At 46.5% G+C, this 26,410-nt stretch carries 38 protein-coding genes and 2 pseudogenes; 14 read left to right on the top strand and 26 right to left on the bottom strand.

The genetic code is table 11. From position 1 onward, the window contains the following. Positions 1–47: 47 nt before the first annotated feature. The 13 genes and pseudogenes from KNQ18_RS06025 to KNQ18_RS05965 form a co-directional block, all read right to left on the bottom strand. On the bottom strand, positions 48–971 hold the full coding sequence (locus KNQ18_RS06025; protein WP_215084086.1) for a DMT family transporter: 924 nt from the start codon (positions 969–971) through the stop codon (positions 48–50). Between the two features lie 105 nt (positions 972–1,076). Continuing rightward, a complete protein-coding gene (locus KNQ18_RS06020) occupies positions 1,077–1,547 on the bottom strand; it encodes a hypothetical protein (protein ID WP_023468446.1) in 471 nt (156 codons plus the stop codon). Between the two features lie 31 nt (positions 1,548–1,578). Continuing rightward, positions 1,579–1,791, bottom strand: a complete 213-nt coding sequence (locus tag KNQ18_RS06015; RefSeq protein ID WP_215084084.1) for a hypothetical protein — start codon at positions 1,789–1,791, stop codon at positions 1,579–1,581. Positions 1,792–1,925: 134 nt separating this feature from the next. Beyond that, positions 1,926–4,370 (bottom strand): ABC transporter permease, encoded by a 2,445-nt coding sequence (locus tag KNQ18_RS06010; RefSeq protein ID WP_215084082.1) that lies wholly within the window; start codon positions 4,368–4,370, stop codon positions 1,926–1,928. Then, the gene (locus KNQ18_RS06005) at positions 4,367–5,116 is read right to left on the bottom strand and encodes an ABC transporter ATP-binding protein (protein ID WP_082665911.1); all 750 of its coding nucleotides are present in this window, start codon (positions 5,114–5,116) and stop codon (positions 4,367–4,369) included. Before KNQ18_RS06005 ends, KNQ18_RS06010 begins: the two co-directional genes overlap by 4 nt. A 96-nt stretch (positions 5,117–5,212) precedes the next feature. Next, positions 5,213–5,557 (bottom strand): annotated as a pseudogene (locus KNQ18_RS06000) (cytidine deaminase); the annotation flags it as partial. A gap of 130 nt (positions 5,558–5,687) precedes the next feature. After that, a complete protein-coding gene (locus KNQ18_RS05995; protein ID WP_215084078.1) occupies positions 5,688–6,764 on the bottom strand; it encodes an RNA-guided endonuclease TnpB family protein in 1,077 nt (358 codons plus the stop codon). A 4-nt stretch (positions 6,765–6,768) separates the two neighbouring features. Beyond that, positions 6,769–7,166, bottom strand: a pseudogene (tnpA, locus tag KNQ18_RS05990) (IS200/IS605 family transposase). A gap of 181 nt (positions 7,167–7,347) precedes the next feature. Then, entirely contained in the window at positions 7,348–8,118 is a 771-nt protein-coding gene (locus tag KNQ18_RS05985) for an ABC transporter permease (RefSeq protein WP_058264934.1), read from the bottom strand. Next, positions 8,115–8,816, bottom strand: coding sequence for an ABC transporter ATP-binding protein (locus KNQ18_RS05980; RefSeq protein WP_215084076.1), 702 nt, complete (start codon positions 8,814–8,816; stop codon positions 8,115–8,117). Before KNQ18_RS05980 ends, KNQ18_RS05985 begins: the two co-directional genes overlap by 4 nt. Positions 8,817–8,912: 96 nt before the next feature. Then, a complete protein-coding gene (locus tag KNQ18_RS05975) occupies positions 8,913–9,353 on the bottom strand; it encodes an NUDIX domain-containing protein (RefSeq protein WP_215084074.1) in 441 nt (146 codons plus the stop codon). A 10-nt stretch (positions 9,354–9,363) separates the two neighbouring features. Then, positions 9,364–9,735, bottom strand: coding sequence for a hypothetical protein (locus KNQ18_RS05970; RefSeq protein WP_214723371.1), 372 nt, complete (start codon positions 9,733–9,735; stop codon positions 9,364–9,366). Continuing rightward, on the bottom strand, positions 9,735–11,339 hold the full coding sequence (locus KNQ18_RS05965; RefSeq protein ID WP_215084072.1) for a M3 family metallopeptidase: 1,605 nt from the start codon (positions 11,337–11,339) through the stop codon (positions 9,735–9,737). The genes KNQ18_RS05970 and KNQ18_RS05965 overlap by 1 nt, the downstream gene beginning before the upstream one ends. A 159-nt stretch (positions 11,340–11,498) precedes the next feature. On the opposite strand from KNQ18_RS05965, the gene KNQ18_RS05960 reads away from it, so the two are divergent. Both KNQ18_RS05960 and KNQ18_RS05955 read left to right on the top strand, forming a co-directional pair. Beyond that, positions 11,499–11,705: a helix-turn-helix transcriptional regulator gene (locus KNQ18_RS05960; RefSeq protein WP_023468455.1), complete on the top strand. Its 207-nt coding sequence runs from the start codon at positions 11,499–11,501 to the stop codon at positions 11,703–11,705. After that, a complete protein-coding gene (locus KNQ18_RS05955) occupies positions 11,702–12,400 on the top strand; it encodes a DUF3169 family protein (RefSeq protein ID WP_215084070.1) in 699 nt (232 codons plus the stop codon). The genes KNQ18_RS05960 and KNQ18_RS05955 overlap by 4 nt, the downstream gene beginning before the upstream one ends. Before the next feature lie 44 nt (positions 12,401–12,444). Here KNQ18_RS05955 and KNQ18_RS05950 read toward each other — a convergent pair whose 3' ends face one another. Next, a complete protein-coding gene (locus tag KNQ18_RS05950) occupies positions 12,445–12,594 on the bottom strand; it encodes a hypothetical protein (protein ID WP_023468457.1) in 150 nt (49 codons plus the stop codon). 100 nt (positions 12,595–12,694) lie between these two features. Between KNQ18_RS05950 and KNQ18_RS05945 the strand changes: the two genes are divergently transcribed. Next, positions 12,695–12,877: a Fe3+ hydroxamate ABC transporter substrate-binding protein gene (locus KNQ18_RS05945; protein WP_215084068.1), complete on the top strand. Its 183-nt coding sequence runs from the start codon at positions 12,695–12,697 to the stop codon at positions 12,875–12,877. A gap of 6 nt (positions 12,878–12,883) precedes the next feature. Then, positions 12,884–13,747, top strand: a complete 864-nt coding sequence (locus tag KNQ18_RS05940; RefSeq protein WP_215084066.1) for an NAD-dependent epimerase/dehydratase family protein — start codon at positions 12,884–12,886, stop codon at positions 13,745–13,747. A gap of 46 nt (positions 13,748–13,793) precedes the next feature. On the opposite strand, the gene KNQ18_RS05935 is transcribed toward KNQ18_RS05940, so the two are convergent. Beyond that, positions 13,794–14,792: a phosphotransferase gene (locus tag KNQ18_RS05935; RefSeq protein WP_215084065.1), complete on the bottom strand. Its 999-nt coding sequence runs from the start codon at positions 14,790–14,792 to the stop codon at positions 13,794–13,796. A gap of 77 nt (positions 14,793–14,869) precedes the next feature. Between KNQ18_RS05935 and KNQ18_RS05930 the strand changes: the two genes are divergently transcribed. The 3 genes from KNQ18_RS05930 (at position 14,870) to KNQ18_RS05920 (ending at position 16,073) form a co-directional block, all read left to right on the top strand. Beyond that, positions 14,870–15,268, top strand: a complete 399-nt coding sequence (locus tag KNQ18_RS05930; RefSeq protein WP_023468461.1) for a VOC family protein — start codon at positions 14,870–14,872, stop codon at positions 15,266–15,268. 122 nt (positions 15,269–15,390) lie between these two features. Next, entirely contained in the window at positions 15,391–15,732 is a 342-nt protein-coding gene (locus KNQ18_RS05925) for a PadR family transcriptional regulator (RefSeq protein WP_023468462.1), read from the top strand. Continuing rightward, positions 15,729–16,073: a DUF1048 domain-containing protein gene (locus tag KNQ18_RS05920; RefSeq protein ID WP_326933877.1), complete on the top strand. Its 345-nt coding sequence runs from the start codon at positions 15,729–15,731 to the stop codon at positions 16,071–16,073. Before KNQ18_RS05925 ends, KNQ18_RS05920 begins: the two co-directional genes overlap by 4 nt. A 49-nt stretch (positions 16,074–16,122) precedes the next feature. On the opposite strand, the gene KNQ18_RS05915 is transcribed toward KNQ18_RS05920, so the two are convergent. The 6 genes from KNQ18_RS05915 to KNQ18_RS05895 form a co-directional block, all read right to left on the bottom strand. Further along, positions 16,123–16,401 (bottom strand): hypothetical protein, encoded by a 279-nt coding sequence (locus tag KNQ18_RS05915; RefSeq protein WP_215084063.1) that lies wholly within the window; start codon positions 16,399–16,401, stop codon positions 16,123–16,125. 71 nt (positions 16,402–16,472) lie between these two features. Then, on the bottom strand, positions 16,473–16,688 hold the full coding sequence (locus tag KNQ18_RS05910; RefSeq protein WP_214723385.1) for a helix-turn-helix transcriptional regulator: 216 nt from the start codon (positions 16,686–16,688) through the stop codon (positions 16,473–16,475). A gap of 56 nt (positions 16,689–16,744) precedes the next feature. Then, complete coding sequence (locus tag KNQ18_RS17250; RefSeq protein WP_353049773.1) at positions 16,745–17,008, bottom strand: GNAT family N-acetyltransferase; 264 nt, start codon at positions 17,006–17,008, stop codon at positions 16,745–16,747. A gap of 12 nt (positions 17,009–17,020) precedes the next feature. Beyond that, positions 17,021–17,200 carry a hypothetical protein gene (locus tag KNQ18_RS17245; protein ID WP_251133303.1) on the bottom strand — a complete coding sequence of 60 codons (180 nt, stop codon included), beginning with the start codon at positions 17,198–17,200 and terminating at the stop codon, positions 17,021–17,023. Between the two features lie 16 nt (positions 17,201–17,216). After that, positions 17,217–17,561 carry a DUF3147 family protein gene (locus KNQ18_RS05900; protein ID WP_251133302.1) on the bottom strand — a complete coding sequence of 115 codons (345 nt, stop codon included), beginning with the start codon at positions 17,559–17,561 and terminating at the stop codon, positions 17,217–17,219. Beyond that, positions 17,542–17,946 carry a MarR family winged helix-turn-helix transcriptional regulator gene (locus KNQ18_RS05895; protein WP_215084061.1) on the bottom strand — a complete coding sequence of 135 codons (405 nt, stop codon included), beginning with the start codon at positions 17,944–17,946 and terminating at the stop codon, positions 17,542–17,544. Before KNQ18_RS05895 ends, KNQ18_RS05900 begins: the two co-directional genes overlap by 20 nt. A gap of 75 nt (positions 17,947–18,021) precedes the next feature. Between KNQ18_RS05895 and KNQ18_RS05890 the strand changes: the two genes are divergently transcribed. Next, entirely contained in the window at positions 18,022–18,378 is a 357-nt protein-coding gene (locus KNQ18_RS05890; protein WP_215084059.1) for a hypothetical protein, read from the top strand. Positions 18,379–18,390: 12 nt separating this feature from the next. Continuing rightward, complete coding sequence (locus KNQ18_RS05885; RefSeq protein ID WP_215084057.1) at positions 18,391–19,158, top strand: nucleotidyltransferase domain-containing protein; 768 nt, start codon at positions 18,391–18,393, stop codon at positions 19,156–19,158. Here the strand turns inward: KNQ18_RS05885 and KNQ18_RS05880 are convergent. Next, positions 19,147–19,857: a class I SAM-dependent methyltransferase gene (locus KNQ18_RS05880; RefSeq protein ID WP_215084055.1), complete on the bottom strand. Its 711-nt coding sequence runs from the start codon at positions 19,855–19,857 to the stop codon at positions 19,147–19,149. The genes KNQ18_RS05885 and KNQ18_RS05880 overlap by 12 nt on opposite strands. A gap of 183 nt (positions 19,858–20,040) precedes the next feature. On the opposite strand from KNQ18_RS05880, the gene KNQ18_RS05875 reads away from it, so the two are divergent. Next, positions 20,041–20,676: a homing endonuclease associated repeat-containing protein gene (locus tag KNQ18_RS05875; RefSeq protein ID WP_214770343.1), complete on the top strand. Its 636-nt coding sequence runs from the start codon at positions 20,041–20,043 to the stop codon at positions 20,674–20,676. Between the two features lie 48 nt (positions 20,677–20,724). Here KNQ18_RS05875 and KNQ18_RS05870 read toward each other — a convergent pair whose 3' ends face one another. Genes KNQ18_RS05870 through KNQ18_RS05860 form a run of 3 tightly spaced genes read right to left on the bottom strand, consistent with a single transcriptional unit; the run spans position 20,725 to position 21,996 of the window. After that, positions 20,725–21,135, bottom strand: coding sequence for a DUF4362 domain-containing protein (locus KNQ18_RS05870; protein WP_215084053.1), 411 nt, complete (start codon positions 21,133–21,135; stop codon positions 20,725–20,727). 17 nt (positions 21,136–21,152) lie between these two features. Next, positions 21,153–21,659 carry an SRPBCC family protein gene (locus KNQ18_RS05865; protein ID WP_215084051.1) on the bottom strand — a complete coding sequence of 169 codons (507 nt, stop codon included), beginning with the start codon at positions 21,657–21,659 and terminating at the stop codon, positions 21,153–21,155. Next, entirely contained in the window at positions 21,631–21,996 is a 366-nt protein-coding gene (locus KNQ18_RS05860; protein ID WP_055968349.1) for an ArsR/SmtB family transcription factor, read from the bottom strand. Before KNQ18_RS05860 ends, KNQ18_RS05865 begins: the two co-directional genes overlap by 29 nt. Positions 21,997–22,132: 136 nt before the next feature. On the opposite strand from KNQ18_RS05860, the gene KNQ18_RS05855 reads away from it, so the two are divergent. Beyond that, on the top strand, positions 22,133–22,987 hold the full coding sequence (locus KNQ18_RS05855) for a LysR family transcriptional regulator (protein ID WP_215084049.1): 855 nt from the start codon (positions 22,133–22,135) through the stop codon (positions 22,985–22,987). On the opposite strand, the gene KNQ18_RS05850 is transcribed toward KNQ18_RS05855, so the two are convergent. After that, positions 22,975–23,604: a hypothetical protein gene (locus KNQ18_RS05850; RefSeq protein ID WP_215084047.1), complete on the bottom strand. Its 630-nt coding sequence runs from the start codon at positions 23,602–23,604 to the stop codon at positions 22,975–22,977. The two genes, KNQ18_RS05855 and KNQ18_RS05850, sit on opposite strands and share 13 nt — an antisense overlap. A gap of 118 nt (positions 23,605–23,722) precedes the next feature. On the opposite strand from KNQ18_RS05850, the gene KNQ18_RS05845 reads away from it, so the two are divergent. From KNQ18_RS05845 to KNQ18_RS05835, 3 genes are all read left to right on the top strand, one after another. Next, positions 23,723–24,490 carry an SDR family NAD(P)-dependent oxidoreductase gene (locus KNQ18_RS05845; RefSeq protein ID WP_215084045.1) on the top strand — a complete coding sequence of 256 codons (768 nt, stop codon included), beginning with the start codon at positions 23,723–23,725 and terminating at the stop codon, positions 24,488–24,490. Positions 24,491–24,553: 63 nt separating this feature from the next. Then, positions 24,554–25,351, top strand: a complete 798-nt coding sequence (locus KNQ18_RS05840; RefSeq protein ID WP_215084043.1) for an SDR family NAD(P)-dependent oxidoreductase — start codon at positions 24,554–24,556, stop codon at positions 25,349–25,351. 26 nt (positions 25,352–25,377) lie between these two features. Then, a complete protein-coding gene (locus KNQ18_RS05835) occupies positions 25,378–26,403 on the top strand; it encodes a phosphotransferase (RefSeq protein ID WP_215084041.1) in 1,026 nt (341 codons plus the stop codon). The last annotated feature ends 7 nt before the right edge of the window (positions 26,404–26,410 follow it).

The raw sequence follows: 26,410 nt of genomic DNA, 5'->3' as shown, positions 1-26,410 counted from the left end.
AGCAAAAAATAGACATCTGCAACCGATGGATTGCAGATGTCTTTGATTTACAGGCGAATCAATACGATACCACCAAGCATGATGAGCAAGCTGACGATTTGCACACCTGTGACTGGTTGTTTTTTTGCACCGAACCAACCGAAACGATCAATCAATAGGCTGCCAGTCAGAAGACCGATCGTCACAATGACGACAGCGAGTCCTGTACCGACGAGCGGAACGATGAAGGCATTCCCGGCAACGAACAACGCACCGATCAATCCACCGATCCAAATCCAGGCAGGTAAGGATTGCGACCGATCGATGTGCCACTTCGTTCGGAGGATCAGATTCAGCAATAACAAGGTGATCGTACCGATGACGAACGAAATCAAGGCGCCTTTGACGGCTGACCCGAGAACACTTCCGAGATGACCATTGATCGCCGTCTGGGCAGCACTCATCATTCCGGTTAGAATTCCGAGCAGACGCCAGACAAACAACGAGTTTTCTGTTGATGCCACCTGCTGTTTACGACGGCGTGCGAAATAATCACCGAGGGCGACCGTCCCAACGACACCGAGTAACACTAGCACTGCACCGATGACCCGTGTCAACGAAAGTGTCGTGACGTTCGCTTTAAACAATCCAAAATGATCGATCAACAGTCCCATGATGACTTGACCGAAAATCGGCATGATGACCGTTTGGACACCACCGAGTCGCGGAAACAGCAAGATGTTTCCGGTCAAATAGATGACGCCGAGCAACCCTCCACCCCAAATCCAGAACGGTTCATCGGCGGTAGCTGAGAGACCTGTAAAATCCCCATCGACGAGCAAGACGAGGAGCAGTAAGAAGAGTGAGCCGATCGAAAAGGAAATCAGCGAAGCGAGGAACGGCGAACCGACGACACCCCGTAATCGTGTATTGACACTCGTTTGAACCGGTACGAGCAGACCGATGATGAATCCAATGATGATCGCAAGCATACGAGGACCTCCTTCTTCATGTGCCTTTCCATCATACGGCAGTCTCGCACGCGGAAGCGACAGGAATGCTCAAAAAGGAGCCGGTTCATCGACCGGCTCCACGAATTAGATCTTTTTCCACGACTTCGGATACGTCCTTAACTCCTTCTTCGTCGGATGCTCGGCATCGAGACGTTTTCCGTTTCGTTCAAGTAGCATATCGGACACGAGCAAAACAATCGCAAGGACGACATAGACGGCAAAACTGAGGAAGAATGGCAAGTCGAATACGATGATCAGTGGGAAAAATAATCCCATTAAGATCACGAACAAAAAATCAGTCACATACTGCCATTGAATGATTTTTTTCATCTGTGGTTTTACCGTTAATGCCATATCACGTTCGACTTCTTGCGAGTGAATCCGCGCAATCCAGACCAATGCTACAAGTAAAAAGAACAATGGCCAGTACACGTCCCGATTGGCGACGACTAATAAAATACTGACGCCGTACAGCAAAGAGCTGTACAAACGTGGTTTGACGAGTTGACGCTTTTCTTCTTGAATGAACGCGATGCGTTCTGCTTTTGTTTTCATTTAAATCCCCCAACTGATGTGACGTATCTTTTTAATCTGATCGAACCGTCCGTGATCGACCGATGTACTCGACTTTATTTTGAAGTACACGATACATCCGGTATTCTCCCGTCGGTGCCGACTTCAGCTGAACGGCAATCTGATGACGTCGTGATTTCGATGATTCCGACGCGACGAAGTACGGTTTGACCGATGCGATATCATCACGTCCGAACTGCTTCGTCACGTGTCGAACGACTTGCACTTCAACAATCTGCTAATAGGTCGCATCCCGTTCACCTGCGATCATCCACCAACCGACACCGCTAATTACTACGAGTAATAGAATCGCCCCGATCGTTTTTCGCATTTCGATCCCCCCGGTTCACTTGCCCTTACTTACTGTTTCAATTCGTGAACGAGGTTTTCCTGCTTTCGTCGGGTGACGAACCAAGCGATGCCTATGACAAGCACTATCAAACCGGCACTGGTTCCGGCAATCGTCGGTACATTGAAGTAAAATGATCCCGTATCATCGATCCGTGTCATGAAGAAGGTCGCACCAAGACCACTGATCAGTCCAAAGGTGATGCCACTCCCAATGAATAAGAGCATTTGAATGAGTGTCAGCTGACGGAGCTTGTTCTGTGTCAACGCAATCGTTCGGAGCAAGGCATACTCGCCTCGTTTTCCACTCACGAAACTGAGTAAGGCGTTCGCAAGACCGAACCAGACGGATCCACTCATGACGACAAGCGCAATCAAGAAGATAAACCAGCGTTCCGTCGTTTGTTGCTCCGCATCGCGAAGCGCGTCAGATAGTCGATTCACTTGCAAGGTCGGATAACGTTGCGTGATCTCTGATAATGTTTTGGTCACTTGCGCCTTGTTTAACTCGGACGGAACATCGATAAAGACATTTAAGATTTGATCGCTTGGTTGCCGCAACTGCTCGTTCCGCCAATCCACGAGGACGTCTGATGCCATCTTCTTTTCGATTCCAACGATTCGGAATTGACCGACCGAAACGCTTCGTTCTTGTTCCCCGTCCCATCGCCCGAGCGGCAACTTATCGCCTTTTTCGAGACTGTGTTTTTTAGCGAAGGTACGTGAGACGATGATTCCTTCTGTGTCACTCGTTTGTTCTCCCTTTAAAACTTCAAGACGACGATAGTCCGTCACTTCGTATTCGATCGAGACATCTTCTTGAGGCAATTGATATTCGAGTGAATTTCGAGACGACAGGAAGGTCGCTTTTGCGCCAGGTAGTTCCGTTTCAATTTGTCGAATCAATTGCAACGGGTCTCCTTGCGATCCTTCATCTAAACGACTCTTTAGGACGACGTCTGTCGGATATTGGCTGATGATGTACTTCCGCTCGTTTTGTTGCACCGTCTCAAGGAACGTCGATCCGATGACGACGATGATCATTAATACTTGAACGATCAGCATCAACCAGGCATTTTTCCGTAGTTGCGGTAACACGCCCCGGAAGGCAACGAAACTCGTCGGTCCCGCTAACCGACGAACAATCGGTTCCGCTCGCTGGAGCACTCCCTTCAAGAGGAGTGGCGTCGCAAGATACATCGTCAGTAAAAAGGCGACGGTCGCACCGAGCCAGGCGATTGCCCGTGACCCATCCGTACTAGCAATCACTTCAGCGAATAAAACCAAACTGACAGTCAATCCACCACTGAACAGGACGAGACGTTTTCGTCGAGTCGGTCGTGACGCCGTTTTCAGATTTTCTCGCAAGACGTGGAGTGGTAACACATCCCGTTTTCGATAAGCCGTACTCGCAAGCAACAGTAGAATCAACAAAGCACTACCGAACGTTACAAGCATCAAGAACGCTCCCTGATCAATCATGAGGGAGACAATCATTTTACCCTCTGTCGGCCATACGAGTTGACCGAGTAACGGGAAGAAAATACTGCCTAGAATCGTAAGCATCATTCCCGCTAAGACAATCAATCCAGATTGAACGAAGAACAGCTGAAACAATTGCCGTGTCGTCGCCCCAAGCGTCCGCATGATCGCAAATTGAACAGCATGTTTGCGTAAATACAAGTCGAAGTTCGCCATCAAAATGAAGCCGGACACGATAAGGATCAATACTGACAAGATTCCGATGTAGCCGTTCAGCGCCGGTGAGAGCGTTTGCCCCTCCGCAAGTTCAACCCGGAGCTTCGGATTCGCTTTGACGAGCGTATCGGCATAGTGGACGAGATCCACTTCTTTTTTTAGATTGAGCATGACGGCTTTCGTTTCGATTGGATGGTTCTTTTTCAGATCAGCATACGAAAGCAAGACTTGATCGTGCGAAGCTTCAGATGTTTTTGTATTTGGTAAAATCTCACGGATTCGATACGTCGCTTCTCCAACGCGAAGCGTTTGTCCGACACTACGATCCAGCGACGTCGCGAGTCGAGCTGACACGATCGCTTCTCCCTGTTTCAAATCGTTCGTGAAATGATACCGACTTTTCGTCAGAGCATCCGAATGAACTCCCATCGTCTCCACGTCTGCCATCGCTTGACCAGCGACGCGCGCTGTCGTCTGTAAGATCGACTCTGCGCCCAAGACATCGTGATCCTTTTTAAGTTGCTCCAACACGGACTGATCCGTCCGCTCGTCTTCAGGTATATATTTGACCGTCAGATCGACTTGACCATATCTTTGTACACGATCTGTATCGATAGCGGCTTGATTATGTAGTAAAAAAATGACCATCGTTAAGACAAGACCAATCGAAATCATGACGCTTCCGATTGAGGTCACTAAAATCATCGGACTTTTACGGTACAGTCGGTGGGAAAGACGGAAGAGATGTTGTCGTTTCATACAGCCCCCACGAACTGCTCGTATGTCTCTAAGATCGGCGCCACGTCTCCAGTTGACAACTGATCGGCAACGATCTGTCCGTCATGGAAATACAGCACACGTTTCGCATGAGCGGCTACGGTCGCATCATGGGTCACGAGCAGGATGCTTGTCTGTTGTTCGCGATTGAGTTCTTGAAGCAATTGCATGATTTCAGCAGATGTCTTGAAATCGAGGTTCCCCGTCGGCTCATCCGCTAAGATAATCGGTGGTCGACTAATCAAGGCACGTGCGATCGCGACACGTTGTTGTTGACCACCCGACAGCTCTTGCGGTCGATGATTGTTCCACTTCGTCAGTCCGACTCTTTTGAGCCAAATTTCTACCTCCTGATTGATCGTTTTATCATCCATCCCCTTCAACATCAATGGTAAGGCGATGTTCTCCTGGACCGTCAAATCATCGAGCAGATGAAACGATTGAAAGATGAACCCGATGTGCTGTTGTCGGTATAACGTCGCAGCAGGCTCAGTGAAGATGTCGCGTTGCCGTTTTTCCTTTAATGTCAACGTTCCGCCGGTTGGCGCGTCAAGCGCTCCCAGGATATTCAACAGTGTACTTTTCCCGGAGCCACTCGTGCCCATGATGGCGATGAATCCTCCTTCCTCTAACGTAAAGCTGACTTGTTTTAATGCATGGATTGTCTCCGTTCCACGTATGTAGGTTTTTGATAACCGTTCGACTTCTAATAAAGCTGACACGCATATCCCTCCTTAGTTATTCCGTCTTTATCATAACCATAATAAGGATTATTTAGAAGTAAATGCAAAAAACTCCTCATCTAAACGACGAGGAGTTACTGGTTATTGTCGAACATATTTTAATGGAATCAAATCTGCAATCCGGACTTTCGTCAACTGATCGTCGATCGTTAAGAGGACAAATGCGTCCGGTGCATAGTCGGAAATCAATTCGCGACACATGCCGCACGGACTGACGACACGAATCGTTCGGTCCGTCTCATCCGAATAGGGGTGTCGGACAGCGACGATCGTCTCAAAATCCGTCAATCCATCCGTGATGGCGGAACCGATCGTGATGGCTTCCGCACACACCGTCACCCGTCCGATATAGGCTTCGACATGAACACCCGTTTTCGTCTCGCCATCTTTTGTCCGCAACGCAGCTGCGACGTGATGTTTATCGTCAGCTTGACACTCCCACGATTAAATCCGTGGGATTCTGAAGTGCTTGTGCGAGCGCAGTCCATTTCTGTTTTGCTCAAGCCTTCAGATGAGGGTGTGCCATCACCCCTCCTAAGACAGACCATATAGGTTCTCAGGCTGATTGACTATTACCATCAACCACAGGTGCGTATCGAATGTTCATCGCACCGACGATGTCTCTGTGTTTCTTGAATCCACATGAACAAGAATATGTTCGATCTTTCGCTTTGTTTCTTTTGCCGCAGAAAGGGCATGTCTGAGATGTATATGCCGGATTGACATATTCAACTTTAATCCCTTCTAATTTTGCTTTGTACTCAATAAATGTTGCTAAGCGATAGAATGACCACGTGTGTAGATTCTTATTGTTTTTACGGCTTGTTCTTGCCGTCTGTCGGATGTTCGCCAGTCTTTCGAGGCGGATGACAGAAATGTTGTTTTCTTTTGCAAACTCAACGATTTCACGACTGACTTTGTGATCCTTATCTTGCACCCAACGTTGCTCTTTATTATCTAACTTCTTGATAGCCTTTAACTTTTTCTTTTGACCGAGATCTTTTCGTTTTGCACGAAACTTTCGTTTCGTATACTTATTTTCTCGACCGTTACCAAAGAACCTAACTCGATCACAATCTGTAGTAGCGACTGCTGGAATCTTTAATCCCAGATCAACTCCTATTGTTTTTATTCCTGTTTTCTCTGTTGTCAAAATCGTGACAGCAATTTGTGCCATCCATTTGTTCGATTTTTTGATAATCCGGAGTGCTCCGAGTTTGTTGTTCAATAGTGAAAAAATACGATTGTCTTGATCGACCATCTCGGCGCGGATTGCCGTTTTCTTCGCTTTACCGTTTATCATGATGGGTAGAGAAATCGACTCGAAATCGAACGAATAGTTCTGGTTGTTCCATGTGCAGTACGGTTTCTTGAGAATAGGGATGATTCCAAACTGTGATTTTTTCGCTTTCTTGAAAACACTTTGGGCGTCCTTGATAGCTTGGTTCTTGACGGCGCTAGGCAAACGAACGTGAACATTCTTGCTTGTCATTTTTATCATTGTTTCTGCCTCTACCATGTCTGAAACAAGCTGGTTGACCGCGTGAATATAAGCCCCCATCATACTTTCCAAAATAGGCTGCTGTTCTCTAGTAGGAAGAAGCTTGATATTTACCGTCAATGTCTGAGACACGGTTTCACCCCCTTGTTTTTTGTTGTTCGACATAACGTCTGATTGTCTCACTCGATACATTTCCAGCAGTAGAGACGAAGTAGGAACGCGTCCAAAGACTTGGCAAATGTTGAAGATGAGGAAATTCTTCTCTAAGCTTTTTAGAGGTCACTCCTTTAAATTTTGCCATGATATCAGCAGGACTAAGTGTTGGTAGAGTATTGAGAAACATATGCGAATGATCTTTATCGCATTCCAAAGCAATCACCGTGATCTCCAACTCTTCACATACCTCCCGTACCAATTGTTACGTGCTTCGACATCCTTACGAAGAAATATCTTTCTTCTGTATCGAGGGCAGAATACAAAATGATATTTAATCAAAGAAACGGTCGTGTGAGTTCTTCTGTAGTTGTTTTCCATAACATGATTGTGTCAGTTCATATGATTAGTTGAAACGAAAAACTTTCGGATACATGAAGTGTCAAAACCGGTAGTTTATTACTGATACTCCGTATCCGACATAGCTTTCACCCCACCCCTAAAGGAGTGGGCTTTCCCGCTATGAAGTTCTGTAATCGGATAAGTCTGCATATCGTACTCCTTACATGTCTTTTTTCTTATAGGTCAAACCGATGAATTGTGCTTTTTCATTGAATAGTCGACGGTAGGATAGAAAACCAACGAGGACCGATGCCATCGCCGCCGTCGTCAAGATCAGGAATAGAATCAATAGTTGATAAAGGACAGCTTCCATTGGATCCGCGCCACCGATGATCAACCCACTCATCATCCCTGGCAGTTGGACGAGCCCCATCGTTTTTTGCGCTTCGATTGTTGGAATCATACTTGTCCGGATTGCGCCTTTTAAGCTCGTATCAATCGCTGTCTTCGCATCTCCACCGAGTGAAAGAATCAGTTCGATGACCTCGTCGCTTCGTTCGACCTCGTCCTTGAACTTATTGAGAAACAATAAGGACAAGATCATACAGTTTCCGATGACCATCCCGCTGATTGGAATGACTTGCTGGGCTTCGAACGGAATGATTCGTAACCCGAGCAAAATGCCCATCGTCAATGCTTCGACCGCAATCAGTGTGAACAAGATGATCCACTGGATCCCGGGAATCCCGTCCCCTTTACGGATGACGTTCAGTGTCGCTGCACCGATCATCAACAGAATCATCAGTAACATGAAAATTGGACTGCCGCTTTCAAAGACGAACGTCAGAATGTAACCGATGATCAAGAGTTGAACGATTGATCGAACGGTTGCAATGAGGATGTCCTTCTCTAGACCAAGCCGTAACGTCCGTGCTAAGACGAGGGGAATCAGAATGAAGATGAGCGAAGTTGCCAGTTGGAGGTAACTCATACCGATTCCCCCTTCAAGAATGCTTGCGTCTCTGCTTGACCATTTGAAGCGAGTTCCTTGAATGCACCAGACTCAATCAATCGTCCATCCTTTAAAAACCAGATGTCGTCGCTGACCCGCTTTGCTTGCTCTAAGTCATGCGTAATCCAAATGATTGTCGTCTGTAACTCCTGCTGTAGATCAAGGATTAGCTTCTCAATCTCTTGTACCATCCGGTAATCGAGACTTGCCGTGATTTCATCGAGCAACAGGACGTCTGGACGATTGACGAGTGTCCGTGCGATTCCAAGTCGGCTTCGTTCGCCACCGGACAAATCTTTGACCGGTCGCTCAAGTTCGACGGATAGTTCGACTTGCTGTAGCAAGCGTTCCGCTTCTTCGCGTGGCAACGATTCACCGAAGATCGATTTCGGCAAATTGATATTATCGTAGACGGTTCCTGGAACCATCGGCGCGCTTTGGAACGCCATTCCGATTCGTTTGCGGACATCGAGTAGATTCATCTGCTCAAGTGGTTCGCCTCGAAAGCAAATTTCGCCGCGATCGGGAGAAATAAGTCCGTTGATGTGTTTCAATGTCGTGGATTTTCCGGCACCACTCGGTCCGACGAGCGTCGTAATGACACCTTCTCGGAACTCACCCGTTATTTCGTGTAAGATGTGTTGATAGCTGACTTCGTGAAACGTAAGAATCGACATACTGTGTGTTCACCTAACTTTCTACAAATTTCGGGTAATGCTCCTGTAATGTTGTACCCGAAAATCCGTCACCTTAGTACGTCAAGCAACACTTCCTTACGTATGGATGATCTCTCCAGCAAAATCATACGGTACCGTTCGACCAGCAAAGAGCGATTCTTTTGATGCTTCCGGTAAATTGAGGTGTTTGAACGCTTCTTCACGGTCCATCCAGACGAGTCCGGAAATTTCTTCTGGAACATTCGTCTTTAATTGACCGGAAGTGATTTCTCCCGCGAAGAAGAAAAAGAGACAATGTTCCCCCGCTTGCGGGAAGAATGCTTCTGCCACATGGACGATGTTTCCCGGCGTTAGATGATATCCTGTCTCCTCCAGTACTTCGCGCGTGATTGCTATATGTAGCGTTTCGTCACGTTCGACCGTCCCACCGGGCAATGTATAGTAGTCACCGTGATCGCCACGATTCTCGACCATCAATAATTGATCGCCTGCAGCATTGAATAATGTCGCATAGACGATGTTTTTACGGATATTCATGTTCGTCCCCCTATTTTCTTCTTTCCGTCTGAATGATACAAAATAACGGATCCAGTTGAATCTCACTGATGCGGTAATATTCATCATCACTATGATCAAGTAACAGACGTTTTCCGTTTTCTTCAACATATTTTAAGGATTGGATTGTTTCAATTCGTAATCGTGACAGCGTCTCCCCAGTCGGTCGGAGGACATGGAGTTCCATTTCAGTAAATGCCGGATACAGGATAAACTGAATACGCTCTTTTGAGGAGTTGTGTAACATGTATTTAGACCGCTGATAGAATGCTTCTTCCTCCGGAAACTCAAGAATCGGCTCTACTCCGAAAAAATAGAGGCTTTCTAACTCTTCTGGTATATGAATTTTCTTGTCGTCCTTCATTATATCGATGTACCTTCCTGTAAAATTATCTTCCAAGTCTCCACTTCTGATGTCAAAAAGCTCACTAATTCGCTCATCTCTCCTTCAGTCGGCAAGAAAGATACACCCGCTCTCGCATAGACGTCTTGAACCGGATGGGTTTGACTAAGCGCCACGGCTGCGATGAAGTCTTTCAGCGTTTGGTCAGGGTCTTTCGTGAAACGATGATACAACTGAAGAGCGGCAATCTGAGCAATCGCGTACTCGATGTAATAAAACGGCGTCTCAAAGAGATGGATGACACTCATCCATTCGTGGCCTTTCCAATCGGATGTTTCCGACCAATCAATGACGTCCGTATCGTATGATTCTCGGAGATAGGCATAATAGGCATGTCGTTCTTTTGGATCATGATCGGGGTGAGCATAGAGCCATGATTGAAAACGATCGACGATGATCGTCTCGGGTAAGAACTCAACAATGGAACGAATCTGTTCGAGTTTCGCCCGGGCAACGTCTTTTTTATCTGGAATCACCTGATGCCATTCGTTCATCGTCAACAACTCGAGCGACATGGCAGCAAATTCCCCTACTTCGAGCGGAATCGGTTGCAGTCCGTCGTATGTTTCTTTCATCGCATCATGATGGACGGCATGGCCGATCTCATGCATGAAGATGACAAGATCATCAAACGTATCGATGCGATTCATGAATAAGAACGATTGTTGTTCGACCGGTAAATACTCACAAAACCCTCCGCCGGCTTTGTTCGACCGGGCACCGATATCGAGATGATTCCTATGTCGCATTTCTTTTAATACGTCCGCAAAATATGGATGCACACTCTCGAGAATTGCTTGTGCCTTGTCTAAGAATGAAGTGTCAGAACCGGTCACGTGATGATCAATCTGTGTATATGCCGATTGTCGGACGTCCCATGGATGGAGCATCTGTTTACCGAGAAACGTTTGTTGTTCGCGCTGAAATCGCCGTTTGACCGGTAGAAAGTCGGATTGAATGATGGTGGCGTAATGATCGACATCTTGACTCGTATAATCGACGCGTCCGAGTTCTGCAAAAGCTAGTTCCTCGTATCCGATCTTACCACTTGCAGAGGCACGCGCTTGTCGTAAATCAACGAGTCGTGAAAACAACGGTTGAATGACGGATTCTTTCATGCGGAACGCTTCCTCAATCGATAAGAGCGCTTGTTTTCGAGTTGATTCATCCGCGTCAAATAAAGCAGCATGAAGATCGGAAACCGGCTCTCCCGATTCTGTCAGCATCGTCGCCTCAATTCGGAGATAGTCTTGAATAAGACAAGCTTCCTCCACTGTCGCACTTGTTGCTCTGAGTGATTGTTCAAAGCGTACTCTCGTTCGAGGTGTGACGTCATCGCGCGAGACGAGATCCATTTTTACGGAACGTCTCAACGTATCGAGCTTACCCGATAGCTGCTGACGCACTTGTTCGTATTCAGAAGTACTACCGGAGTCTGTAACGTCCTGGAGGTACGTGATTTTTTGTTTGAGCAATGTCTCTTCCATTTGGAGAATCGAAGCAATCTGGTGCGTAACATTCTCATCATTATTAATAACATTGTTTATACATGACTGAGATTTCATCGACGGATTTCACATCTCCTTTCAACTTATTCCAGTATACAGTTTATGCCATTCATATGATGGGTTTACGAATAAATGACCACTATATTGTCCTTTTTGACTATTATCGTTGTCAAAAAGACTATGATAAGTTACATTATATAGGAGGTGAATCCCTATATGAAATCCAGGTTAAAAGAATTACGTGCCCGTCACGGGTGGAATCAGTCTGAACTGGCACGACGTGCAAACATTTCGCGCCAGACGATCAGCTTAATCGAGCGAGAAGAATTCATGCCGTCGCTATTGATCGCTGTCAAAATTTCTCGTGTGTTTGATACACCGTTAGAAGACATCTTTTATTTCGATGAGGAGGAATTAACATGAACAAGGAAGCAGGCAAGGTCATCATCTCAGCTTTACTCGGTTTCATTAGCAGTTATTTCGTCATGTTTGTCCTCAAAAATACCAATTTGTCACAGTTTGAACGATCGCTCTATCTTGATTACATATTCACTGGTCTTTTCGTTATCTTGACGATCTTGACTCTCAGTTACATCGTACGCTATTTGCAAATTCGTCAATTGACTCTACGATCCGTTTCTTCCGACGAAGAGGACGCGATTGACGATCAAGTGAATCGCTACTATGCGGACGGCATGATGATGGTTCAGGTTTCTACTCTTCTCAGCATCGGGCTCGCATCATTTAGCATCATTGAAAACCAGTTCGGACTTCATTTGATACTGAGCGGACTCTTTTTTATCATCAGTAGTCTTGCCTCTGTTTTTTATCTTAATCTCATGCATCATATATATCCGGACCGTCAGTTCCCGAAGTACTCGGAAACAAACTATATCAAAAAGCTGTTCGCTGCTTCAGATGACGGCGAACGTCACGTCATGTTAGAGGGACTCATCCGTTCACAGTCTTCTTTGCAACTCCTATTGATGGGGATTATCGTCGTATTGGTCGTGTATTCGTATGAGACCGGTCAATCTCAGATCTTTGCAATCAGCTTATTGATTATCGCCTTGATCTTGAGCAACGCAAAATATTTTCTCCATGTACGCAATCGCTAAAAAGGAGCATCCGGTCCGTCGACCGGGTGCTCCTTTTTATGCCTTCAAAAATCACGATGATTTTGTTGCTGATGGACATCATGTTGATTCAATGTATATTCCTGATCGTCGAGCGATCGATGTTTCGATTGACTCCGCGCTGAAATGAACCAAACGACTCCACCAACGGCGAGAAAAATAGCAATAAAGATCATAGACAACCTCCTTTAGATTCCTTTTTTACTTTATTCTTCCAAATCCCTAGTTTTTCCTTTACGATAAGATAGAAGATATTAATTTATAGGGGGCGTTAGGATGTTCGGCAAAGAACCGACATGTATGCATTGCGGCAAAACGGTTGAAGGAAACGAAAAAGTCTACATCCAGATGCGCTATCCGAAACATCGCGGGATGACCGAAGTCAAAGCATACCTAAAAAGCGAAGGACGTTTCATTTGTGAGCAGTGTTTCGCAGAAAAGACAGAGTCAAAGGGGTAAGCATCCATGAATCTGAAAGAGAGTACGATTTTAGTTACAGGAATGACCGGAACGCTTGGCTCTCGTGTTGCGCGACGTTTTCTAGAAGAAGCGCGTGAAGTGCGCGGTTTGTATCGCTCTAAGGAACAAGCGGATCAATACGCTTTCAAAGATGTCCATGCAGTCATCGGTGAGCTCGGTGATCCGGATTCGCTTCTAACAGCACTTAAAGGCGTCAATCTGTTGATTCACTGTGCTGCCTATCTCGGAGATGATCCCGATTTAGCACAGGAAGCCAATGTCACAGGTGTACAACATCTCTCGGATGCTGCGACAAAAGCTCGTGTCAAGCGCATCATTCACATCTCGACGACTTCCGTGTACGGCGAAGTCGTGAGTGGACATTTTACGGAAACGTCACCGATCCTACCGTCCGAGCACGTCTACATCCATACAAAGCAGGAATCCGAACGCCTGTTACAGGAAAACACACCCGATTCCGATTTAATCATCTTACGCCCAGGATCAATTTGTGCCGAGGAGCAGTCCTATTGGGGGGATCGTCAAGTCGAGCGGATGAAGGAGGCGGATGTGATTACCTGGGTGCATCCGGATGATGTCGTCCCGTGGGTCCATACGGATAATCTAGTCGAAATGATCGTCCTTGCCGCAACAAATGCGCATAATGGGGATATTTTCAATGCGATCGATTCGAATCTACCTGAGACGGAATTCCGGATGAAGTTGATCACAGCAAGTGACAAGCCGTACCAAACACCGAAGCGTGCAGCGGAATGCGCTACTTTCTCAAACGAGCGAATCAAACGACTCGGATATGTTCCGATTCGTACTCCTGAATCAACTATTGAACAGTTGGTCAAATCGTTTTAATAACGAAGAGGCATCGAATCGAGTGATTCGGTGCCTCTTTTTATGCTTATCTTACCGACATCCACTTGATCCAGAGATTCCGGTCGTGCGCTCGTAATTCTTTTATTGTTAAAACGACTTGTTCTGTTCCAAGTACTCGTTCCGCCTCGGGGATCCCACTTTTCTCGAGTGAGCGCTCCAGATTAAAATTCAGCCAGTCCAGCTTTCCTTGAACACTGCTATCGATGACGTGCGTCCAGTCGACATCAGGCAAACGTTGTTTTGTCGCGTAACCGTCAAGAAATGCGTTAAATCGAACGCGGTCAAACGTATTGTTTTCCTGCTTCGACCAATAACAGGCTGTCTCGAACACGTCGACGGCTCGATGGATCAGACCCGCAGACTCCCAGTCAATCAGGACTGGACCCGTTGGTGTCCAGAGGACGTTCTTTGGATCGAGATCACGATGACTGACGATCCAGTCTACTGGCAGTTGTTTCTGTGCTTTCTGTGCTAATCTTTCAATTCGTTGCAAATGTTCCTGCTCTTCCATGAATAGCTGCAGCCACTTTCCTTGCTGCCGTTTTCCTTCTTCTAAATGACCGTTCCAATCGATTGAAGTACTTGAGGTATCCGGCTTTATAAAGCCAGTCGTCGCTATAGAAAGACCGTGCAATCGTCCTAATTGAACTCCGATTTGTCGTGCATGTGCCGATCGAAGCTGGTCGGTTGATAACGTCTTGCCATCGATCCAGTCAAACAAAAGGTAATCCGAGCCGTCAATCGTCTGTACCGCTTGATCGTTGATGCGACGTGCTGGTAATGCTGCTAAGCGAAATGACGCTTGCATGGCGACATCTTCTGACATTTTAAAATTTTTTCGCGCTTCAGTCCGTTGCATGATGTCGGGATTCAATCGTTTTAAGACGTAAGATCCAGTCGTCGTCTGTAATCGCCATGTCTCATGCATGAGTCCGCCAGTCAATCTTACAGGTTCGCTAATCATTTGCCCTATTGTAAAACGTTCACAAATCAAATTCATCGTTTGTTGCATCATATTCTCCATTTCGTTCGTTCCAACCGATCCGTGAAATGCTACACTAGTTTTACATGATTTCATTGAACTCGAAGGAAGGTTTTAGTATGAAACAAATTCATCACATCTGTATTCAGACGACGGACTACGCTGCGTCTAAACATTTTTATGAACAGCTTGGGTTCTCCCTCGTTCAAGAGTCACCTGGTTTTCACGACCGCGCCTTTAACAGTTGGTTACGTCTCGGTGACTTCTATATCGAATTGCAAACACCCAAATCGGGTCAGCCGTTCACTGATTATACAAAACAAGCAGCGGGTCCCGTCCATTTCGCACTTTACGTTGACGACTTGCAAGAAGAAGTAGCACGCCTCGAACGACTCGGGATGCCTTTCCTACCGAAACACGGCGGAAACATCTACTTCGTCGTCGATGGTCATCTCAGCAAATTAAAAGCACCCGAAGGAACAATCATCGAATTACGGGATACGTTTGCGATCTCTTAATTTCGATTCAACCGCCCATAATAAGGCGGTTTTTATATTGTCCAAATCAGTACTTTGTGTTACTATATAGTGGTAGTCGTTAATACTAAGTAGCTGATTTATTAAGTATCGAGGTGAATAATTTGGAAAATATCACAGAATTGCTCAAAGGTATACTTGAAGGATGTGTACTTGAGATCATTAGCCGCGGTGAAACTTATGGTTATGAAATCACTCAACAGTTACGTCAACTCGGATTCTCAGATGTCGTGGAAGGTACAGTCTATACAATCACGATGCGCTTAGAAAAGCAGCAGCTCGTTCATATCGAAAAAAAAGCATCAACAATGGGACCTCCTCGAAAATTTTATACGCTAAACGAAGCAGGACACGATCGTTTACGTATCTTTTGGGAAAAATGGGCGTTCGTATCTGACAAAATGCAAGAACTGCAGCAGTTAAAACAAGAAGGGAGTACGAGATGATGAGAATATTCGAGCGGATCACCGGTAGTATGGAAGCTAAAAGAGAATGGCGGTCGATGGAGAAGCGGGCTAAATCTCTTCCTCCTCGCTACTATGAGGCTTATCAAGCGATTCAACGCTATTTAAATGTCACGGGTGGACTAACGAGTTGGCAAAGTAGTCATCGTGTACTGACCGTCGTCCTCGAGTTGATGGAACAAGCCGCCTTCGAGCAAAAACCAGTGACAGATTTCACTGGAGAGGATGTTGCTGCGTTTTGTGATGAGTTAGTGAAGGACGAGCAGTCTTGGCAAACATCGTACCGTCATAAATTGAATGAAACCATTCGTCAGAATTCATGAAGATGCAAAAAGTAAAGGGATGTATCCGCCACATCCCTTTTTTTATTCATCAAATCCGTCGATTGACAAACCATAATGCGATTGGAAAGAACAAGATTTGTCCTCCTAATGCAAGTAATAAAGCAAATTGAATGTCTTGAATGACCGACAGATTAACGAGTACCAAAATCAAGTAAAGATAACCGATACTAATTAAATAGGCGATATGTCCACTACGTATTTTGACCTCGTTTTGCCGCTCATCATACGGTTCGTCAGGTGAGAAACTCACCGCTGTGATGCGTGAGGCAATACCTGCTAAAATCAGGACGATACCAAGCATTTTCATTTCTGGGATCTCCATCGTCATGTATATCCCTATTCCAATTAACGCAAGATCCAACAATATATTTAATCGCTTCATTCTATTCCCTCCTCGTTCGTTCGATTCGGTGTAAAGATGTCTTCGATTCGCCGTTCAAACAGATCAGCTAGTGAAAACACGAGGTCGAGTGACGGATTATACCGCTCTTTTTCGATGGAAATGACCGTCTGACGCGACACGTTCAATCGTTTTGCCAGTTCGCCTTGCGACCAACCTCGTTCTTCGCGCATCTCCTTGACCTTATTTTTCATGATCCCACCTCAAGCTTCCACTATATGTAAATAACACACTACTTGTCAAGTTTCCTTTACACCCTCTTCATACGCTCCCACATGATATACCGATCGTCTCTCCCGACCTGAATCAATCCCGCTTTTTCGAGTACTCGGATTGATGCTTGATTCGTCGACTCCGTCTTCGCAAGTACCCCTGTCACTTCCGTTTGTTCAAACGCCCATTCAATCAATGCTTGAACTGCTTCCGTCGCAAACCCTTGATTGAGATACGCTGGTAACAGATCATAACCGATTTCGACCGCTTGTCGTATGTCCGGCTTCCCCTTGAATCCGATATCCCCGATTACTTAACCATCCTTTGTCATGACGAGCCAGCTGCCCCAGTATAATAGCGAGGGATCTGACGCTACTGACATCAAATGATGCTGAACTTCCGGTCCGTTATCGTAGTGCTGTTGTTGTAAACGTGTCACGTCATTCGCTGTACATGGATGAAGCGTCAATCGCTTTGTTTGAAGGGTTATCATTACTTTGTCTCCTTTTTTAGGTTTGCCACCACTGTTGTAGGTAACGTTGGATATACCAACAAACGATAAAAAGACTTGTTGCACCGAGTATACTGTAAAAAACAGGAATCCCTAAGCGAATTAACCCATATAAGACGGCAAGCAATAAGAACGTCGCTGGTAATCCGAGTAACACACTCTTTAAAAATGTACTCAGTTCTGCCCGTTCACTTCCCTGTTTAACGAGCCAGGCAAAGCTGATCAGACTGACGACGGGCAACGCGGACAACACACCACCCAGTGACGGTGAACGCCGGGCGACTTCCGTGACGAGACCGATGACCAGTGCGCTCGACAGCACCTTAACGAGAAAAGCAGTCATCTGCCGCCTCCCGCAACAATCGAAACGCCTGTTCAATCGCCTGTTGGTCTGTTTTTGACATCGTAGCAAAGACTTGATTCAACCGTTCAGGATCGAGTTCCGTATGACGACGAACGATTGTATCCCCCAAGTCTGTCAAACCAATCGTCACTTGGCGTTGGTCTTCTGGATTTCGTTTTTTTTCGATATAGCCTAATCTGTCCAACTTTTTGACGTGCTCAGACGTCGTATTATGTGAGAGGCGAAATGCCTCGGCAATCTGTTTGATCGTCGGATTCGTCGCAAATTGAATGTGTTGCAAAATGCGCACACTTTGGTGAGACAGGTTTTCCTCGAACCGAGGATGTAGTTGATAATAAATTTTTGCAAAATCAGATGAAATCATATTACTCCTCCTTATATCGTATAATCCGAATATATCGTAAAACACGATATATTAACAGAGAAAGAGGTGTGTTTCATGAAAAAAACGGTAGCTTCTATCGTATTGGTCATTCTTTGTCTCAGTGGATGTCAGACCGAGACGACGATTACAACGACGGACCTCATCGCAGCGGAAGCCATTGAACAAGATCAAGACGTCATCCGCTTGAACGATCGCGTGTACCGACTAGATCAGGTCGTAACCGTCTCGAGTCTTTCTTTGACTCCTGGACTACGTATCCAAAAAATAGCATCCGAAAAGACGCTCGAGGACGGCATGGCAACTCACCTTAAGAGCGGTACGGTCATCTATCAAGAAAAAGATGATACGATGTTTATATATGTGCAGCGAAACAAGAAGTGGTATCGCTATCAATCCATTCCTGAAGGATGAGGAGGAAGACAGATGCAGTATCCAACGACATTGGGCACGAAAAATGGCTACATCCACAATCCAACTTCCGCTGAAGCGATTCCTGTCCGTTATCGTGCCGTGATTCAGGACGTCGTCGCCTATGTACAAACCTTATCCGCGTTTCATGGCGTGTACTTGTATGGCAGCGTCGCCAAAGGAACGGCGCGTCCCTTTGAATCCGACCTCGATTTTACACTGATTTTGACAGAGCCGTTGACGGAAGAAGAAAACATGCAGTTAGTTGAACGGACGGAAGACTGGTTGAAGGACTATCCATTCGTCACCAAAATCGATTATGACATCGGTCTGCTTCGCGACGTCATACGGGATGACGAAGCACTTCGTTGGGGCGTCTGGTTGACATCCGTCAACTTGTTTTTGGCAGGCGAAAATCTCCAAAGTCGATTTCCATCCCTTCGTCCGACACGCGCTCTTGGCTTCGCGTTAAATAGCGGGTTACGCGAGCAGTTGAACAATGATTTATTTCTCCTAGAAACAGGTCAAGTCGCTTTGCTTCATTCGGATTCGATCGTGAAACGAATTGTTCGGAGCGCCTATCACCTTATTCTAGAAGACGATCAAAGCTTCGTGCATGACCTAGAGACACTCCGTCCGATCCTGCTTCATTATTTCCCTGACGAACCGCGCTTTTTGTCACTGTTCACCGCTTACGATACAGACCAAATCATTTCGCTAGAGGATGTCCACTACTTTGTAGACTGGTTCGCGTCTCGGATGTCGGACGAATCAATCCTTTAATTGAAACAGACCAGTCCACAGTCCAGCATGACCAAATAATGCCTCTGGATTGTCGACGGGTTTCATTTCCGTTAGTTCGATGACGTCGAATGCATCGAATATGGCGAGTAACCGCTCTTTCGCATAGCCGAGTCCGCCCTGGAGACTGTTTTCTTGATAGACCTCCCAGTCCGTCAACGTCGCCCCGCCAAGCGGACCGCCCGCAACAAAACACGTCAATCCGAAGTATCCTCCTGGGCGCAACATCTCCTTCAGTCGCGTCACATAAGTCACACGTCGATGTGGCGCCATATGATGAAAACAGCCGGAATCGTAAATGAAATCATATGTATTCTGTTCGGTCGTCTCTAGAAAATCTTGCTTTCGAAACGCAACGTGTGCTCCAGTCTGTTGTGCTTGTTCCGTTGCCCATTCTAACGCGGTTGCTGAGAGATCCAGTCCCGTCACCGAGAAACCGTGTGTTGCGAGATAAATCGCATTTCGACCCGGTCCTGTTCCGAGATCTAACGCGTCACCTGGCGAGAGCCAGCCCTCTTCGACGTAGCGAACTAAGTTCTCGTCCGGAATGTTCTTAAAAAACGGGACCGGTTTCGTCCGATCTTCATAGAACTTGTTCCAAAACGGTTCTGGTTCACGCAATCGTGCGTCGAGCATCTTTAAAATATCCTCCATCGTATCAATCGTCTGTGTTTCTGTCATTGATCAGTTCCCCCTCTTTTCTTCTATAATATTGTATTCGTGTTAAACCTCTTATTTTCCTGTATTTCTCGGATGAAAATGCGCTATTTTTCTTACCTTACGATATTGTTAGTATGTTCTCGCAATCGCCCATGCTACACTAGCCTTTAATTGAAACAACCATTCAAAAGGGAGATATCTTGCATGCGTCAACATCCGACTTCCACTTCCACCTTAGCAACGGATGAGAAGATCATCCGCTTGATTCAAGGTCTTCATCAAATGCACCATTCACCTATGAAAGCTACCCATTATCAAAAGTTAGCAGCTCAACTTCCTTACCCTTCGCTTGAAGAAATCAATGCCCGATTCGGTTCGTGGGCACACTTGTTAGAACGAGCTGGAATCGTCAAGACTTCCCATTTATCGACGAAAGAACGCATGACGTTGAACCGTCCCGCCGCGGTCAAGCGAACGAAGCGGTGGTCGATCGAAGATAGCGTCGCTTTTTATGTCGCACAAAAAGGAACGAACATGACGATTCGCTCCTACACGGAATTGCGGGATCTACACCCAGAAATGCTGAGTGCGAATACGATCATTCGTCGGTTCGGCACCTGGAAAAATGCCTTGGCACACTTCGATCTCACCTCGAACGGCTTCTTCACCGATCAAGACTGCTTAGACGCTCTTCAACAAGCTGCTGCCACACATGGACCGCTTCTGACGAGTCAGCAATATGCCAAGTGGGCGCGTGCGCACCAAGCACCTTCACTGACATTGTTGATTGAACGCTTCTCCAGTTGGCGCGAAGCCTTACGTCGGCTCGACAGCGAATAAAAAGGATCGTGCCCGCTGATTGATTCGACGGGACACGATCCTTTTTGATTATTGTTTTGGCAATCGTAAGAGCTCATGATCCGCTCCTTCAGCGCATTTACGTAACGTATAGGTTGCCTTCTGCTTCACGATCGTCTTGTCGAGTTGTCGACAGACTTCGTTTTTACGATCATCGTCTGTCGTACCGAACTGATCACGCGATGAATCGGACGTATAGTGATACGACTTGCCATCATACTTGACGTCATACAACACCGGGTCGCCTTCAGTCGTAAACGCCGTGATGCGAATCTGATCCGATTCCCCTTGCTTCGACTTCTTCAAAAAGGACTCGAATCGGTCGCTGTTCGTAACATCCTTCTGGACGATGATGTCGCCATTCTCCTTCGCCTCTTCCATCGTATATTTTCCGCAACCGGCTAAACAAAGCAGACATACTATAAGACTGAGCTTCCGCATCCCTCACCGACTCCTTCTCAACGTTTTGTTAATAATCGTTCAAGGCGATACAGTTGCGACGTAAAGCCTTCCTTCATCCCCATACCGAGTACTTCTTGCACGGCTGCTTCTGTCTCATAGGTCGACTCGAAGACGATCAACGTCGTCTCCCCGTGGTCGAGGAATGTCGTAACATTCTCGCTTCCTGGCAAATGTTCAGAGATCGCTCCTGACGCGTCCGAGAAATAATCGGCATGACTATACGTGTTCGGAGCATCGATGTGTCTGAAAATCGCTTTTCCCCACGACTCCATGCCGTAAAAGTCACCTTGCGCCGGATCAACACAGCGCATGCAATAATGCCATACACCACCTGGTTGAAACTCAAACGTCTTGATCATCGTCTCCCAGCCTTCCGGTCCCCACCACGCTTCGAGTTGCTCTTTTTCTGTGAATGCAGCAAAGACACTATCTCGAGGAGCCTCACATGTCCATTCCATTCGTAAAGTCTTCCCCTCAATCGAGGTCTTCAATTCCTTTTTCATTCGTCCCGTCTCCCTTCACGTTCGACTGAATCTGCTTCAAATGTGCGTCTAGACGATGCATGCGGGCTTCCATTTGTGCAAGCGAGTTGCTCCACATGACGAGCTCTCGAAACGTTTCTGGGCGAAGGCTATACAAGCGACGATTCGCCTGCCGTTCGACAGTGATTAGTTCCGCGTCAAGCAACAGCTTTAAATGCTTCGAGGTTTGCGGTTGGCGTAAGTGTAGTTGTTCAGCTAACTCATTGACGGAGCGAGGACCATTTCGTAACGCTTCGATGAGTTGAATCCGTGTCGCGTCTCCGAGAGCTGAGAATCGTATTGGTATCCGATCATTCATATCCGTTCACCTCTTTATTTTATATATTCCCAATTCAGAATATTCCAAACCAAGAATATAAAAAATGCAAAATGATTGTCAGATGCGTTCAAATGGCGTAAGTTCTAAACAACTTGTATGAAAAGAGCGTGAACCAATGAAGACTGAATGGATGGAAGCATTCCTCGTCACCGCGGAGACCGGTAGCCTGACGAAAGCAAGCGAAGTACTGCATATGACGCAACCGGCGTTAAGTAAACAAATCAAAAGTCTTGAGAGTGCACTTGAAGCCTCGTTGTTACACCGTTCAGCACATGGTGTTACGTTGACGACAGCTGGCGAAATCGTCTTTGAAGAGAGTCGTGAACTGCTTGACCGGATCGATCAGATGAAACGACGGATCGGTACGATTGACGAACGGACGACGTTGACACTCGGATCATGGCCAAGCGTCGCGATGACGTATCTCCCGCGTCACGTCTCGCGTCAAGCGGCGGCCCCGGATCTCAAATTAAAGACGGCGCATACGACGATCGATTTGATGCAAGGTCTTGAAGAACGGCGATACGATGCTGTCTTACTCGACGATCGTCACCATGTCCATCCGTATCATACGACGCATTTGTATACGGAGAACTTTTTGCTTTATGTGCATCAAGACGATGAACGATTTATAGGCTGTACGTCTGTGGCGTTTGAGCAAATTCGTGACGCCTCTTTCTTATCGCTTCCGATCGATTGCGATTCGACGAACATCCTAAAGGACGCGTTCATCGATAGAGGTGCTGTCTATCAAGCAGAAAACGAGATGGAATTTGGATCGAGCGTCCTCGGTTTCATCCGTGCAGGACTGGGTATCGCTCTATTGCCGGAGATTTTTCAAGATGGACTGTCACCTGAAATCAAGACGTTACCGGTCGACGGATTTGATGTCGTCCGCGAATTGTCACTCATCTCACGAGACGCCTCCCATCATGCGATCCTGCTTGATTTGCTCGGTCAATCGCGCTGAAGGTGCACTTGTAGTTCATGTCTCAGAACATCGACCTGATCTTGTGAAATCGCCGAGTCCGGTGTCTCACCGTACCGGACGAGATGATAGATCGATGGATCGAGCGTGACATCAATTCGTTGTAACCATTCGCCGACCGTCTCTTCGGAGCGGCGGCGTTTTTGTCGTGTCAGTTTTCGATCGAACGTTTGTAACAGACGGCGAATCTCTGACTCTGATTCTTCACCAACAAGTGTTTGTCGTATCGAACGATTTGGGGAAAACACCGTCGGCGGCTCCATTAAATCGTCGATTACAGTCTCTCGTCTGCGTCGTTTTCGCAAACGCTTCAAGAAGTAACGTACACTGAAGAGGACAGTCAGTAGTATGACAAGACCGACGACACCGTAAAAGGTAACAACTCCTAATGCATCCTTATCCGCAAATCCCCCGCTTTGGATGTCCATTTTTTGCTTGGTCGGTTTTCCTTCTTCCTTTCCGCCTCCATCAACCATAAATCGGGCTTGATAGGTTGCCGGATCATAAAAGAAATAACGATAGACTTCTGTACCGACTAGTTGAATCGCAGCAAGGCTCACGAGTGCTATACATAATGTCACAACTAAACCACGCTTCATCTCATCCCTCCTTTTCAATATTTTACCATCTCCACTTTGCTATGGAGTGATTTTTCTTTCTTTTCAGTCAATTTTTCATTAGAGTAAGTGGTGACTCTCAATAAAAGGACGTGACATCATGTATCTTCCAAGTTTTTCGTTAACCGATCAGACATTTCTTATCACTGGAGCTGGACGAGGCATCGGACGCGCGCTCGCCATCGGGATGGCAGAAGCCGGTGCTAACATCATTCTCGTCGCCCGGACGGAACGGGATTTGAAGGAGACGGCACAAGAAATCGAACGACTCGGTCGAACGGCTTACATCTTCCCGTGCGACATCACTGACCGGAAACAAGTCGTCGAGACGGTAGCTCGTGTCTACGAACAAGTAACGCAGATTGATGGGCTCGTCAACAACGCTGGAATGAACATTCGCTCGAAGGCACTCGATGTGACGGAAGACGAGTGGGAAACGATCCAACAGACTAATCTGAAATCCGCCTTCTTCTTTGCTCAAGAAGTTGGTAAACGGATGCAGGAGACAGGTGGAAGCATTCTGAACATCGCCTCGGTTGCTGGTCACGTCGCCTTACGGACCGGTGTCGTGTATGCGACGACAAAAGCGGCAATGATTCAGATGACGAAAGTACTGGCGCTTGAATGGGGACCACAAAATATTCGCGTCAATGCAATCGGACCGTGGTATTTTAAGACACCATTAACAGAACCATTGCTGGAAGATCCTACATACCTGCAAGAGATCGTTGACGTGACACCGCTCGGTCGAGTCGGTGAATTAGAAGAACTGGTTGGACCAGCTGTCTTCTTATCGTCTGCTGCAGCCCGTTACGTGACCGGACAAACGCTTTATGTCGATGGTGGGATGACGATTAAAGGTTTTTAAAGACAGAAGAAGACGGATGCGCATCTGCCCATCCGTCTTCTCGTATCTGAAAGGAGTTTCATCATGTCAAAACGGATTGCACTCGTCGCTGGCGCCTCCCGTGGTGCCGGACGTGGCATCGCATATGCCTTGGGTGACGCTGGAACGATTGTCTACATCACGGGACGGAGTACGAATGAACAGACAACGGACAACCGTAGAGAGACGATCGAAGAGACAGCTGCTGGTGTCACAGCACGCGGCGGACTTGGCATTCCCGTCGTTTGTGACCATACGAATCAAATGGACATCGATCGTCTGATTCAGCAGATTCAGCACCAACATGGTCGAATCGATCTCCTCGTCAACTGCGTGTTCGGTGGTTCGGAAAGCCACTTGCCGTCTGGAACCGGACGACGGTTTTGGGAGCGACCACCGGAACATTGGGACGCGATGATGTCTGCCGGACCAAAAGCGTATTTGTGGACGATTCGGGCTGCGATGCCATTGCTACAACAAAGTCCAGCTGCGCTCGTCATCAATTTGACGTCATTCACTCCAAATCAGATGGCGGGAAACCTCTATTATGATTTGGCGATGCAAACGATTAATCGGATGACGCACGTCATGGCGCAGGAGTTAGCTCAGACGACCATCTCCGTTATCGCGCTCTGCCCCGGTTTCATGCGGACGGAACGGGTTGTCGATGCCGGTTTCGCGAGTGCCGCGACTGAATCGACGACCTATATCGGACGAGCCGTTACAGCGCTGATGGCGGATGACGATGTTAGCCGTTATTCTGGACAAGCCGTCTTCGTTGCCGATCTCGCGAAGACCTATCACTTTACGGATCAGGACGGGACGCAGCCACTACCGTTTTGAGCTATACCGTTTGAGGAGCGTGAACTATGTGTCCTGAAGATAATCAATTGATTTCGATCGCTCTATCACGATTTGGGATTTCATATGATTCTGCTCTAGATCATTCAATCTCTTTATCGACTTTCGGAATTCATGGTGACAAACATTATCGAATAATCTGTAATAGTAACGCTTATTCTTTACGCCTTCTTGCGGATGATCGATATAGTTCTGAGACAGAACTTGCCTCTGCATCTGATTTGAATCAGCAATTATACGCAACTGATAGGATACGTGCACACGGACTCCCCTTCATGAAACGCGTCCAACCGACAACTGACTCAAATACATTTTCATTGATTCGGGATGATGCTGGTCAAGCATGGCGCTGTGTCCTCTTTGATTGGATAGACGGCACACATATTACTGCACAAACTAAATCATCTGCGTCAAAAATGGGTGCGTTGCTCAGTCAGCTACATGATATACCGGTCGATTCACAATTTTCTTTTCCGGTCGTTGACCATACCGTCGCCTACCAAAAATGGCATCATGATCTATCAAAGTTGGGTACTGTCATCACCTCAATAGACCAACAAAGGTTAGGTAACTATCTCGATCTCGTCCAGTTCCATATCTATCAGGCACAACGCAGATTGAAGAACGATGTGCTACCTGTATTATCAACAGACCTCAATACACTAAATATATTATGGAAGAACAATCATATCGTCGGAATCGTTGATCATGAGCATATCGGTTACTCTGATCGTATACAAGACCTCGCATGGATCCTTAAATGGTACGCACGTAATGAAGGGATTCATTCTTTTAGCGTGTCCCCTGAACTAGCGCAAACGATTTTAGAAAACTATGACATGAATATTTTTGATCACGATGATTTTGTTCGACTTAAATCGTTACTCTGGCTTTCGGGTTGTTTCAATTTTCATTTCGTTCGACAAACATTTAATCTTTTATCTGATTCTATCGTTTCAAACGAGGAATTGAGCAATCACCTAGAACGTTACCGTCAAAGAGGAAAAGCTCTCCTCTCACTACTAGCTAGTTGATCAATCG

Origin of the sequence: Exiguobacterium sp. s78, assembly GCF_018618985.1 — a bacterium.
Classification (GTDB): domain Bacteria; phylum Bacillota; class Bacilli; order Exiguobacteriales; family Exiguobacteriaceae; genus Exiguobacterium_A; species Exiguobacterium_A abrahamii.
This window is presented reverse-complemented; position numbering and strand designations above follow the sequence as displayed.